At 68.7% G+C, this 12156-nt stretch carries 14 protein-coding genes; 11 read left to right on the forward strand and 3 right to left on the reverse strand.

Annotated features, from left to right (window positions below; all coding sequences use genetic code 11):
• Positions 1-11: 11 nt before the first annotated feature.
• The 7 genes from ACWF0M_RS03545 to ACWF0M_RS03575 all read left to right on the forward strand — a co-directional run bounded on the left by ACWF0M_RS03545 (position 12) and on the right by ACWF0M_RS03575 (position 5276).
• Positions 12-959, forward strand: a complete 948-nt coding sequence (locus ACWF0M_RS03545; RefSeq protein ID WP_452234022.1) for a metal ABC transporter substrate-binding protein — start codon at positions 12-14, stop codon at positions 957-959.
• Complete coding sequence (locus ACWF0M_RS03550) at positions 956-1717, forward strand: metal ABC transporter ATP-binding protein (protein WP_452234023.1); 762 nt, start codon at positions 956-958, stop codon at positions 1715-1717. The genes ACWF0M_RS03545 and ACWF0M_RS03550 overlap by 4 nt, the downstream gene beginning before the upstream one ends.
• The gene (locus tag ACWF0M_RS03555) at positions 1714-2718 is read left to right on the forward strand and encodes a metal ABC transporter permease (protein ID WP_452234024.1); all 1005 of its coding nucleotides are present in this window, start codon (positions 1714-1716) and stop codon (positions 2716-2718) included. The genes ACWF0M_RS03550 and ACWF0M_RS03555 overlap by 4 nt, the downstream gene beginning before the upstream one ends.
• Before the next feature lie 52 nt (positions 2719-2770).
• Positions 2771-3163: a Fur family transcriptional regulator gene (locus ACWF0M_RS03560; RefSeq protein WP_452234025.1), complete on the forward strand. Its 393-nt coding sequence runs from the start codon at positions 2771-2773 to the stop codon at positions 3161-3163.
• A 50-nt stretch (positions 3164-3213) separates the two neighbouring features.
• Complete coding sequence (locus ACWF0M_RS03565; protein ID WP_452234026.1) at positions 3214-3651, forward strand: MerR family transcriptional regulator; 438 nt, start codon at positions 3214-3216, stop codon at positions 3649-3651.
• A gap of 71 nt (positions 3652-3722) precedes the next feature.
• Entirely contained in the window at positions 3723-4697 is a 975-nt protein-coding gene (locus ACWF0M_RS03570; protein WP_452234027.1) for an aldo/keto reductase, read from the forward strand.
• A gap of 84 nt (positions 4698-4781) precedes the next feature.
• A complete protein-coding gene (locus tag ACWF0M_RS03575) occupies positions 4782-5276 on the forward strand; it encodes a GNAT family N-acetyltransferase (protein ID WP_452234028.1) in 495 nt (164 codons plus the stop codon).
• Here ACWF0M_RS03575 and ACWF0M_RS03580 read toward each other — a convergent pair.
• On the reverse strand, positions 5262-6185 hold the full coding sequence (locus tag ACWF0M_RS03580) for a sigma-70 family RNA polymerase sigma factor (protein WP_452234029.1): 924 nt from the start codon (positions 6183-6185) through the stop codon (positions 5262-5264). The two genes, ACWF0M_RS03575 and ACWF0M_RS03580, sit on opposite strands and share 15 nt — an antisense overlap.
• A gap of 3 nt (positions 6186-6188) precedes the next feature.
• Entirely contained in the window at positions 6189-7283 is a 1095-nt protein-coding gene (locus tag ACWF0M_RS03585) for an S-(hydroxymethyl)mycothiol dehydrogenase (RefSeq protein ID WP_452234030.1), read from the reverse strand.
• A 251-nt stretch (positions 7284-7534) separates the two neighbouring features.
• Between ACWF0M_RS03585 and ACWF0M_RS03590 the strand changes: the two genes are divergently transcribed.
• The 4 genes from ACWF0M_RS03590 to ACWF0M_RS03605 are packed head-to-tail and all read left to right on the forward strand — an operon-like array spanning position 7535 to position 11200.
• Complete coding sequence (locus ACWF0M_RS03590; protein WP_452234031.1) at positions 7535-8422, forward strand: ABC transporter ATP-binding protein; 888 nt, start codon at positions 7535-7537, stop codon at positions 8420-8422.
• The gene (locus tag ACWF0M_RS03595) at positions 8422-9240 is read left to right on the forward strand and encodes an ABC transporter permease (RefSeq protein WP_452234032.1); all 819 of its coding nucleotides are present in this window, start codon (positions 8422-8424) and stop codon (positions 9238-9240) included. Before ACWF0M_RS03590 ends, ACWF0M_RS03595 begins: the two co-directional genes overlap by 1 nt.
• A complete protein-coding gene (locus tag ACWF0M_RS03600; RefSeq protein ID WP_452234033.1) occupies positions 9240-10562 on the forward strand; it encodes a sensor histidine kinase in 1323 nt (440 codons plus the stop codon). The genes ACWF0M_RS03595 and ACWF0M_RS03600 overlap by 1 nt, the downstream gene beginning before the upstream one ends.
• Complete coding sequence (locus tag ACWF0M_RS03605) at positions 10559-11200, forward strand: response regulator transcription factor (RefSeq protein WP_452234034.1); 642 nt, start codon at positions 10559-10561, stop codon at positions 11198-11200. Before ACWF0M_RS03600 ends, ACWF0M_RS03605 begins: the two co-directional genes overlap by 4 nt.
• 4 nt (positions 11201-11204) lie before the next feature.
• Here the strand turns inward: ACWF0M_RS03605 and ACWF0M_RS03610 are convergent, their stop codons facing one another.
• A complete protein-coding gene (locus ACWF0M_RS03610) occupies positions 11205-12098 on the reverse strand; it encodes a hypothetical protein (protein WP_452234035.1) in 894 nt (297 codons plus the stop codon).
• Between the last annotated feature and the right edge of the window lie 58 nt (positions 12099-12156).

The raw sequence follows: 12156 nt of genomic DNA on the forward strand, positions 1-12156 counted from the left end.
AAATGATTGTCATGAGATCTGGTCTTCGAGCTGTCCTCGCCGGCGCCACCGCCCTCGCCGCCCTCACCCTGGCCGGGTGCGGCGGCTCCGCCAACGGCACCGGTAACGGCTCCGGCGGCGGCAAGCTCGACGTCGTCGCTTCGTTTTACCCGCTCGAGTTCATCGCCCGCACAGTGGGGGGCGACGCGGTGAACGTCACCACGCTGACAGCGCCCGGTGTCGAGCCCCACGACCTCGAGCTGACCCCCAAGCAGGTCGGCGAGATCGCGGGCGCGAAACTCGTCGTCTTCGAGAAGGACCTGCAGCCCGCCGTCGACGAGGCCGTCCAGCAGAACGCCAAGGACGCCGGCTTCGACGTCGCCCCGGCCGCGCAACTCGAGGACACCGGCGCCAACTTCGAGCAGCACGGCGCGGACCCGGCCGCCCACAAGGACAATGCCCTCGACCCGCACTTCTGGCTCGACCCGGTGCGGTACGCCGCGGTCGTCAAGGCGGTCGAGGACAAGCTCGCGAGCCTCGACAGCGCCAACGCCGCCGGGTACCACGAGCGCGCGAAGGCCCTGCTCGACCAGGTCGGCAAGCTTGACACGGCGTACAAGACCGGGCTGGCGAGCTGCAAGCTGAAGACGTTCGTGACCAGCCACGAGGCGTTCGCGTACCTCGCCAAGCGGTACGGTCTGACGATGGTCGGGATCGCCGGGTTCACGCCGGACGCGGAGCCGACCCCGGCCCGGATCAAGGAGGTCCAGGACATCGTGAAGGCCCAGCACGTGACGACCATCTTCTACGAGGAGCTGGTCAGTCCGAAGGTGGCCGAGACGATCGCGAAGGACGTCGGCGTCCAGACCGCTGTACTGAGCCCGATCGAGGGCCTGTCGGACGCGAACTCCAAGGAAACGTACCTGACCTTGATGCAGGAGAACCTGCAAGAACTGCAGAAGGCGAACGGCTGCCAGTGACATCCGAGAACGACACCGCCAGGGCCGTTCAGGTCGACGATCTCTCCGTCGACCTGGGCGGCCGGCTGGTGCTTCGGGGCATCGACCTGCGGATTCGTCAGGGCGAGGTGGTCGCCGTGCTCGGCACCAACGGCTCCGGCAAGTCCACGCTGATCAAGACCATCGTCGGGCTGCTCCCGGCGGCCCGTGGCGAGGTCCGGTTGTTCGGGACGCCGGTCCCCCGGTTCCGAGAGTGGCGGCGGGTCGGGTACGTGCCGCAGCGCATCACCGCGGCCGGCGGCGTACCGGCGACGGTGTACGAGGTGGTGTCGTCCGGTCTGCTCTCGAAGCGGCGGCTGTTCGCGCCGCTCGGTGCCGCCGGCAAGCAGGCGATCGAGGAGGCGCTGGAGGTTGTCGACATGGCCGACCGGCGTAAGGACGCGGTGGCCGAGCTGTCCGGCGGGCAGCAGCAGCGGGTGCTGATCGCGCGGGCCCTGGTGTCCGACCCGGAGCTGCTGATCCTCGACGAGCCGACGGCCGGTGTGGACCTGGCCAGCCAGCAGATCTTCGCCGACGCGATCCGGGAGCGGGTCGCGCGTGGCACGACCGTGGTGATGGTGAGCCACGACCTCGGCCCGATGGACGCCCTGATCGACCGCACGGTCGTGATGCGTCGCGGCCGCGTCGTGTACGACGGCCCGCCGCACGCCTCCCAAACCCACGCCCACGTCCACCACTCGCACACCACCGACGACGAACCCGGGCTGATGACGTCATGACCATGTTCCAGCTCGAGTTCATGCAGCGGGCCCTGATTGCCGGGCTGCTCACGGGGCTGTCGGCACCTGCTATCGGGACGTACCTGGTGCAGCGGCGGCTGTCGCTGATGGGTGACGGCATCGGCCACATCGCGATCACCGGTGTGGCGCTCGGTCTGCTCACCGGCAGCGCACCTGTGCTGACCGCCATCATCGTCTCGATAGCGGGAGCCACAGCCATCGAACTGGTCCGCGCCCGCGGCAAGGCCACTGGCGACGTCGCACTGGCCCTCCTGTTCTACGGCGGTATCGCAGGTGGCGTGCTGCTCATCGGACTCGCAGGTCAGGGTGCAGCCACACTGAACACCTACCTGTTCGGTTCACTCACCACGGTCTCCCAGAGCGACCTGTACGTCGTAGTCGGCCTAGCCGTCGCCGTACTGGTCGTAGCCATCGGTCTGGGCCCGCAGCTGTTCGCGGTGTGCCAGGACGAGGAGTTCGCCCGTACGACGGGACTCCGGGTCCAGCTGCTCAACCTGGTGATCGCTGTGATGGCTGCGGTCACTGTGACGGTGGCGATGCGCACGGTGGGGCTGCTGCTGGTCAGTGCGCTCATGGTCGTCCCGGTGGCGACAGCGCAGCAGGTGACTCGGTCGTTCCGCAGTACGTTCGTCACCGCATGCATCATCGGCGTACTGGCGTGTCTGGCCGGCATCGTCACGTCGTACAACGCGAATGTGGCGCCGGGTGCGACCATCGTCGTACTGGCACTGGCCGGGTTCGTGGTGGCGGCGACGGTCGGGACGCTGCTGCGGCGGCGGGCCGGTCGGGCGCGTCCGCTGGCAGATGAGGAGCCGGAGGTCGGCGTACCGGCACCGGAACCACATGTGGTGAGTGCCGGGCACCCGCACGCGCACAACCCGGAGTGCGGCCACAAGAAGGTCGAGCACGGCGACCACGTCGACTACGTGCACGACAGCCACCTGCATGCGGCGCACGGTGACCACTGGGACGAACACTGAGTTGATGAGTTCTGAGAGACTTGAAGGCGGTAGAGAGATGACAGGAGGAACGGTGGCTATCGGAACACGCTCGACCCGTCAACGCGCGGCGGTCGCGTTCGCGCTCGACAAGATCGACGACTTCCGGACCGCCCAGGAGATCCACCAGGAGCTCCGGTCCGCCGGTGAGGCCGTCGGTCTGACCACTGTCTACCGCACCCTGCAGGCGCTCGCGGACTCCCGCGAGGTCGACGTACTGCGCACAGCCGACGGCGAAACGGCGTACCGGCGCTGCTCGAAGGGTCACCACCACCACCTGGTCTGCCGCAGCTGCGGCCGGACCGTCGAGGTCGAGGGACCGGCCGTGGAGCGCTGGGCCGACAAGGTCGCGGCCGAGCACGGGTACGCCGACATCAGCCACACACTGGAGATCTTCGGCACCTGCGCAGAGTGCCAGAAGGCGTGACGTAGGTCACCTTTGCCTTTGAGTGCGCTCTAAGGCATACGGTCGTCGACATGAACGCGACCGAACTGCTCACCCCGCCGATCGATCGGGACCTGATGGGCCTGCTCGAGCTGCCGGAGGATCTGCCCGAGCAGCTGTCGATCGCCGAGGCCTCCGAGCTCACCGGCCTCACCGCGCACACCCTGCGGTACTACGAGCGCATCGGCCTGCTCGACGTACGCCGGGACTCCGCCGGGTACCGCAGCTACGACGAGCGGGCGATGGCGCGGATCGTGTTCATCAGCAGGCTCCGTGCCTCCGGCATGCCGATCGGCACGATCAGCCACTACCTGGAGCTGGTGCTCGAGGGCGACCACACCGCACCCCAGCGGCTCGTCCTGATGCAGGAGCACCGGGACCGGATCCAGCGGCAGCTGCGCGATCTGCAGCTCGCCCTCGCGGTGACCGACTACAAGATCACCGCGTACGGCGGCACCGCCGCACCGTAACCAACCACCAGCTGAGCCGACCGTTTCCGCGCGCTCGGCCGGCGCAGCCATGCCTTCTGATGGGAGAAACCATGAAACTGGGTAGCCAAGGCGCCGAGGTCAGCCGGCTCGGACTCGGCTGTATGGGGATGAGCTTCGCGTACGGCGCGGCCGACGACAACGAGTCGACCGCGACGCTGCACCGGGCGCTCGACCTCGGCATCACGTTCCTCGACACCGCCGACATGTACGGGTTCGGCGCCAACGAGGAACTCGTCGGCGCCACCATCGCCGAGCGCCGCGACGAGGTGTTCCTCGCGACGAAGTTCGGCATCATGGGAGACCCGCGGAACTCGGCGGCGCGTCGCGTGAACGGGTCGCCGGAGTACGTCCGGTCCGCGATCGACGCGTCGCTTCAGCGGCTGGGCGTCGACCACGTCGACCTCTACTACCAGCACCGGATGGATCCCGACGTACCCGTCGAGGAGACGGTCGGGGCGATGGCGTCGCTGGTCGAGGCCGGGAAGGTCCGATACCTCGGGCTGTCGGAGGCGTCGGCGGAGACGATCCGGCGGGCGCACGCCGTACACCCGATCACCGCGGTGCAGAGCGAGTGGTCGCTGTTCAGCCGGGACATCGAGGAGTCGGTGCTGCCGGCCTGCCGCGAGCTCGGCATCGGGATCGTGCCGTACTCGCCGCTCGGGCGTGGCATGCTCACCGGCGCCCTGCCCACGGAGCTTGCCGCCGACGACTTCCGCCGTACCCTCCCCCGCTTCTCCGGCGACAATCTGGAGGCGAACCTCGCACTCGTCGAGGAGATCCGCGCGGTGGCCGCACGGTACGACGCGACGCCCGGACAGATCGCGCTCGCCTGGGTGCTTGCGCAGGGCAACGATGTCGCGCCGATCCCGGGGACGAAGCGGCGCAAGTACCTGGAGGAGAACTTCCGGGCGCTCGATGTCGCGCTGTCCGCCGCCGATGTGGAGGCGCTGTCGAAGCTGACACCGGTCGGCAACCGTTACCCGGACATGACCTGGGTCGCCGGGCAGACCGCCGTACAGGGCTGATAAACTAACCACAGTAAGCCTTCCGTACCGGACTCTTCCGGCGGGAGGCTTTTCTGCGTTCTGAATCAGGTTCTGAGGAGACCCATGTCTGATCTCGTGGTGCGCCGTGTCCAGGCAACCGATCGACCGGTGATGGAGCGGTTGTGGCTGATGTTCCGCCACGACCTGTCCGAGTTCCAGGGCCAGCTCCCGCGCCCCGACGGCAGCTTCCGCTCCGAGTGGCTGGAGAAGGTCCTGACCGGCGATCCGGAGTGGGCCGGGTACCTGGTCTCGCTGGGCGAGAACCCGGTCGGTTTCTGCTTCATGCGAGCGCTGCAGCAGCCGGTGCACGTGCTGAACGCGTTCTTCATGGTGCGTCCGGTACGTCGCAGCGGACACGGACTGCGGGCAGTCCAGGAAGTGCTGTCGCATCACCCCGGCCCGTGCGACGTCGCGTTCCAGGGCAACAACGAGAAGGCGGTCAGGTTCTGGCAGCGGGTCGCGACCGAGATCTCCGGCGACGTGTGGACCCAGGAGGCGCGCCCGATCGCCGGCAAGCCCGACGCGACCCCCGACCTGTGGATCTCATTCAAGGTCTGACGGCAGGCCGAAGGACGCGAACAACGTCTGGTCGAAGAATGTGACGTTGTGCGTGATGCCGGCCTTGGTGACGGTGAAGACCTGCAGGCTGTGGGCGTGGTACCGCCCGTCGTCGGCGCGCGCGTATGCGCCGACGGCGGGCTGGTCGTTCGCCGTCGTGAGGCGGAGCCGCCAGGCCGGGCCGCGCATCGCGTACACCCGCTCGATGAATCCGGCGTACGCGTCCTTGCCGACGAACCACAGCGGCGCGGGCGGCATCTCGAGTACGACGCGCTCGGCCAGCAACCGGGTCAGGCCTTCGACGTCGGCGGCCTCGAACGCGCGGACGTAGTCCTCGACGATCGCGCGCACCTCCCGATCCGTCGGTTCGTCGACGTCCTCTTCCTCGAGATCGACCTCGGCGAGCCGGGCCCGCGCGCGTTGCAGCGCACTGTTCACCGACGCGGGCGTGGTGTCGAGCGCAGCGGCGACGTCGGCCGCGGGCCAGTCGAGCACGTCCCGCAGTACTAGCACTGCTCGCTGTCTGGCCGGGAGGTACTGCATCGCAGCGACCAAGGCCAGTCGCAGACTCCCCCGGTCCGCCGACGCCGCGGCCGGATCGGTCGGGAACGGTTGCAGCCAAGGGATATCGAGCGACGGCTCGATCGGCGCCAGTGGGTCGGTCTCCGCACCGACGAGACCGGACGGCAGGGCGCGTCGGCCCTGTCCTTTGAGCGCGGTGAGGCAGGCGTTGGTCGCGATGCGGTAGAGCCAGGTGCGCAGCGACGCGCGCTCGGCGTCGTACGTGTCGATCGCCCGCCACGCGCGGAGCATCGTTTCCTGGACCAGATCCTCCGCGTCGTGCAGCGATCCGAGTAGGCGGTAGCAGTGCGCGAGCAGTTCCCGCCGGTACGGCTCGAAGTCGTCCACGATCTAGAAGACGACCACTGAGCGCAGAACGTCCCCGTGATGCATCTTCGCGAAGGCGTCCTCGACCTCGCCCAGCGTGATCGTCTCGGACACGAAACGATCCAAGGGCAGGCGGCCCTGGAGGTGGAGGTCGATCAGCAGCGGGAAGTCGCGGGTCGGGAGGCAGTCGCCGTACCAGCTCGACTTCAGGGAGCCGCCGCGGCCGAAGAAGTCCAAGAGCGGCATGTCGAGGCGCATGTCCGGCGTCGGTACGCCGACCAGGACCACAGTGCCCGCGAGATCGCGCGCGTAGAACGCCTGCTTCCACGTCTCCGGACGACCGACCGCGTCGATCACGACATCGGCGCCGAATCCGCCTGTCAGCTCCTGCACCGCGGCGACGACCCCGTCGTGGTCGAGCTCCTTCGAGTTGATCGTGTGCGTCGCGCCGAGTTCCTGCGCAGTGCTGAGCTTGCGCTTGTCGAGGTCGATCGCGATCACCTTCGCCGCTCCGGCGAGACGGGCGCCGACGACAGCCGCCGTACCGACGCCGCCCGAGCCGATCACGGCGACGGTGTCTCCGCGGCCGACGTTGCCCGTGTTGAGCGCGGCGCCGAGACCGGCCATCACGCCGCAGCCGAGCAGGCCCGCGACCTCGGGCTTGGCGGCAGGGTCCACCTTCGTACACTGCCCGGCCGCGACCAGGGTCTTCTCCGCGAACGCCCCGATGCCGAGCGCGGGGCTCAGCTCGGTGCCGTCTTTCAATGTCATCTTCTGCTCGGCGTTGTGCGTGTTGAAGCAGTACCAGGGCCGACCGCGCAGGCAGGCGCGGCAGTTGCCGCAGACCGCCCGCCAGTTCAGTACGACGAAGTCCCCCGGCCGTACGTCGGTGACGCCGTCGCCGACCGCCTCCACGATCCCCGCGGCCTCATGCCCCAATAGGAAGGGGAAATCAGCATTGATCCCGCCCTCGCGGTAGTGCAGATCCGTGTGGCAGACCCCGCACGCCTGCACCTTCACGACCGCTTCCCCGGGACCCGGGTCCGGCACCGTGATCTCCTCGATCGACACCGCCGCACCCTTACGCGCCGCCACCACACCCCGCACCGTCTGAGCCATTCCCCGACGCTAGCCGCCCCACCCCATCCACGTCAGCCCCTCCCGCGCGCCCCCACCGCTCCCAACCGCCCCGCCCGCCCTCACCTGCTCAACTTTGAGAAGCCACCAACCAGTTTTCCCGTGACGAAATGGTTGGTGGCTTCTCAAAGTGGGTCTGCAGGAGGTGGTACGGCGGTGTCCACCGGTTGGGGGACAGCGGGTCCGTCGGGTGGTGCTCCCGGGGACGGTCGTGGGGCGCGAGAGTTAAGGGCATGGAGAACGACAACGCAGTGAGGGTGCGCGGCCTGGTCAAGCGGTACCCGGACAAGGTCGCGGTCGACGGTGTCGATCTGGACATCCACCGGGGCGAGGTGTTCGCCCTGCTCGGCCCGAACGGGGCAGGAAAGACGACGACCACGGAGATCCTGGAGGGGTATCGCCGGGCCGACGAGGGACAGGTCAGCGTGCTGGGCACGGACCCGGCGAACGGCGACCGCCGCTGGCGCAGCCGGCTCGGGATCGTGCTGCAGACCTCGCGCGACGAGGCCGAGTCGACAGTCCTGGAGCTGGTCAACCATTACGCCGGCTACTACCCGAACCCGCGCGACCCGGAAGAGGTGATCGCGGCCGTCGGGCTGGAGGAGAAGCGCAAGACCCGCCCGCGCAAGCTGTCCGGCGGTCAGCGCCGCCGGCTCGACGTGGCCCTCGGCGTGATCGGCAACCCGGAGCTGCTGTTCCTGGACGAGCCCACGACCGGGTTCGACCCCGAGGCGCGCCGGCAGTTCTGGACCCTGATCGAGAACCTGCGTACCAGCGGTACGACGATCCTGCTGACCACCCACTACCTGGACGAGGCCGAACACCTGGCCGACCGGGTCGGCGTGATCGCCGACGGCCGGATGATCGAGATCGGTACGCCGGAGACGCTCGGCGGACGTGGCGCCCGGACGGCCCGCGTCTCCTGGAGCGACGCCGACGGACAGCACGAGCTGCGCACCGACCAGCCGACCGCCGAGGTCGCCGCGCTGATGCAGCGCTTCGGCGGCGAGGTGCCCGAGCTCGAGGTCCGCCGCCCGAGCCTGGAAGACATCTACCTGGACCTGATCGGCAAGGCCAACGCCGCCGACGCCGCTGTCTCGATCGAAGCTGGAGCACTCTGATGGCCGACACCACCACGAAGCCGTTGCCCTCCACCCTCTCGGTGGGTCTGGCCCGGACCAAGCTCGAGGTCCGCGAGTTCTTCCGGGAGAAGGAGGCGCTGATCTTCACGTTCTTCTTCCCGATCATCTTCCTCGGCATCTTCTCCGCCGTCTTCGGCGACACCGACTTCAACGGCGTCAACGCCGCGACGTACTTCACTCCCGGGATGATCGCCTCCGGCATCTTCCTGAGCAGCTTCCAGTCGCTCGCGATCAGCATCGCCCTCGAGCGCGACGAGGGTCTGCTGAAGCGGCTCCGCGGTACGCCGATGCCCCCGCAGGCCTACTTCATCGGCAAGATCGGCCAGGTGCTGATCACCTCGATCGCACAGTTCGCGTTGCTGCTGGCGATCTCCGGGCTGCTGCTCGGCGTCGACATCCCGACCGAGCCGTCGAAGTGGCTGAACTTCGTCTGGATCTTCGTTCTCGGCGCGGCCTCGGGTTCGGTGCTGGGGATCGCGTTCAGCGTCGTACCGAAATCCGGCAAGGCCGCGTCCGCAGTCATCACGCCGGTCGTCCTGCTGCTGCAGTTCATGTCCGGCGTGTACTTCGTCTACAGCAGCCTGCCGGCCTGGATGCGCGACGTCGCGTCGGTCTTCCCGCTCAAGTGGCTCGCCCAGGGGATGCGGTCGGTGTTCCTGCCGGACGGGTTCCAGGTGAACGAGCCGGGCGGGTCCTGGCAGCTCGGCACCGGTGCGATCGTGCTGACCGTGTGGCTGATCGTCGGCCTGTTCCTCGCCCAGCGGGTGTTCCGCTGGACCCGCCGGGACGCGGGCTGATGAACCAGCTCACCGGTACGACGTCCTCCCTTCCGGAGCGGCGTCGTACCGAGCTGTCACCGGCGTGGACCGGGCCTCGTGTGTGGATCCTGGTGTGGAGGAAGATGGGGTCCGTGCAGAGCTCTCGCGGTGGCGCCGGACAGCCCGTGTGGACACGGACACTGGTCGGTTGGCACATCGTGTTCTGGGTGCTGCTCGGGATGACGCTGGCGCTGTCGTTCCTCGGAGACCTCGGCGCCGTGCGGCAGGCGCTGTTCGCCGGCACGGTGGTGGTTCTCGGGGCGGCGTACCAGTTCATCGGCCTGTACGCGATGCGGTCCCGCCGGGCGCTCCCGTCGTACGCCTATCGGCTGGTGCTGATCGCCTGCCTGATGGTGCTGATCGGGATCTATCCGCAGTCGGTGTTCCTGATGTTCATCGCGTCGGCGCAGATCTGGCTGCTGTGCGAGGACATTCGCGAAGGGGTCGGGCTCAGCCTGCTGCTGGTGCTCGGCGTCGGTACGGCGCAGTTGTGGAGCGCGGGGTGGGGCTGGAACGCGTTCTGGGACATCCTGCCGTGGATGCTGGTCAGTCTCGTGGTCAGCCTGCTGTTCGGGATCTGGATCGAGAAGGTGATCACGCAGAGTCAGCAGCGCGCCGAACTGATCGAGCAGCTCGAGTCGGCGCGGGACGAGCTCGCCGAGGCGCACCACAGCGCCGGTGTGATGGCCGAGCGGGAGCGGATGGCGCGGGAGATCCACGACACGCTCGCGCAGGGGATGACTTCGATCGTGATGCTGGCCCAGGCCGCGGCGGCCGAGCTCTCACAGGGTGGCAACGCCGCGGGACGTTTGGCTGCCATCGAGGACACCGCGCGGGAGAATCTCGCCGAGGCGCGGGCGTTGGTTGCCGCGTTCACCCCAGTTGCGTTGTCGGAGGCAACGTTGACCGAGGTACTGCGCCGTCAGGCGGAGCGGTTCGCCGCCGAGACCGGTGTCGACGTACAGGTCTCGCTGGACCTGCCTGACGACGAGGTCACGGCGCTGCCGCAGGCGCAGCAGGTGGTGTTGCTCCGAGCGGCGCAGGAGGCGTTGGCCAACGTACGTAAGCATGCGGCGGCCACGCAGGTGCTGATCACGCTGGGGCTGTCGGACGGTCGGGTGTGGATCGAGATCTGCGACGACGGGTCCGGGTTCACGCCGGGGTCGGTGTCGGGCGGCTTCGGGCTGAACGCGATGCGCGGCCGGGTCGAGGAGTCCGGCGGCACCGTCGAGGTGGAAAGTACGCCGGGTCGAGGGACCCGGGTCCAGGTCCTGATTCCCGCGGTACAGGAGGATGCGTGATTCGGGTACTCGTCGTCGACGACCATCCGGTGGTGCGGTCCGGGCTGAGCGGGATGCTGTCGGTGACCGACGACATCTCCGTGGTCGGCGAGGCCGGCGACGGTTCCGAGGCGCTGGCGCTGGTCGAGTCGACGCTGCCTGACGTCGTACTGATGGATCTGCGGATGCCGCGGATGGACGGGGTCGCGGCGACCGGGGCGATCGTGTCTTCCTACCCGGCGACGCGGGTACTGGTGCTGACGACGTACGACACCGACTCCGAGATCCTGCACGCGGTCGAGGCCGGCGCCGCCGGGTACCTGCTCAAGGACACACCGCACGCCGAACTGCTGAACGGGATCCGGGCCGCCGCCCGCGGCGAGACCGTGCTCGCCCCGCCGGTCGCGGCGCGGCTGATGTCACGCCTCCGTACGCCGGCCGCACCCGCCGCCGCGCAACCCTCGCCGCGGGAACTCGAGGTGCTGGCCGCCGTCGCCCGCGGCCTCAGCAACGCCGAGATCGGACGCGAACTGTTCATCGGTGAGGCCACCGTCAAAACCCATCTCCAACGCCTGTTCGCCAAACTCGACGTCGACGACCGCACCCGCGCCGTCACCGTAGCGATCGAACGCGGCCTACTCCCCTCACCCGGACGGTGACCGGCTAGCGGTCCTGTCCCCGCTCCGTCGAGCGCCCGTCCGTGTCTGGACGGTACTCCTGCGCGCCCATCGAGTAAGCGATCCGCGGGTCCACCGCGGGTTGCGGCGTGAAGCCTGCCCGCGCCGCGTCGGCCAACTGGGCCGCCTCCACATCCGCCTGCTGCTTCTCGACCGACGCCTGGTTGGCGACGTCGATCGAGAACTGGCCGATCTCCCGGAATCCCGCACTGCGCTGGTCGAGTTCCGTCCGCAGGCTGCCGACCTGCTGCTGCGTCTGGGAGATCGCGCCCCCGATGTCGCGGGTCGCGGCACTGATCTCGGTGGAATGCTCGCGGGTGGCGCCGATCCTGGCGGCGGAGTGCTCGAGGCTGTTGGCCGACGACCGCCCCCTGGACAGGTCGCCCATCATCTGCTCGACCCGCTGGTCGACAACGCCGACGACAGTGTTCAGGTACTCGACGCCCGCACGGAGCTTCGCCACGTCGGCGGTCTGACGATCCGGCAGTTGCTCGATCCGCTCCAGATCCCGGAGGGCGTTCTTCAGGGACCCTGCTCGCTGGTGCAAGGATTCGCGGAGCTCGTCGAGGTTCCGCTCGGCCCCTCCGATCCGGCTCGACAGGTTCCCGGCCTCGACCTGGTACGACCGGTAGGTGGAGACCAGGGCCTGTTTCGCCGGCTCCTTGGCGGCGCCCTGGGCCTCGCCGACCCGGTCCTCCAGCGCGCGGAGGCTGTCGACGCCCGGCCGCAGCATCCCGACCTCTTCCATCCGCCGCCCCAGCATCCGGCCGATGTTCTCGTCACTGAGATCGTTGGCCACCGACTGCAGCGTTCCCTGCGTCTGGGTCACGGCCGTCGCGATCCGGTCGGTCAAGCCGGCGTACTCTTCCTCGTCCGCCATCAGCTCACGCCCTTCGTCCGCCGCACGCTCCTGCTCCCGTCACGATAGATGCCTTGCA

The organism is Kribbella sp. NPDC055110, assembly GCF_053607525.1.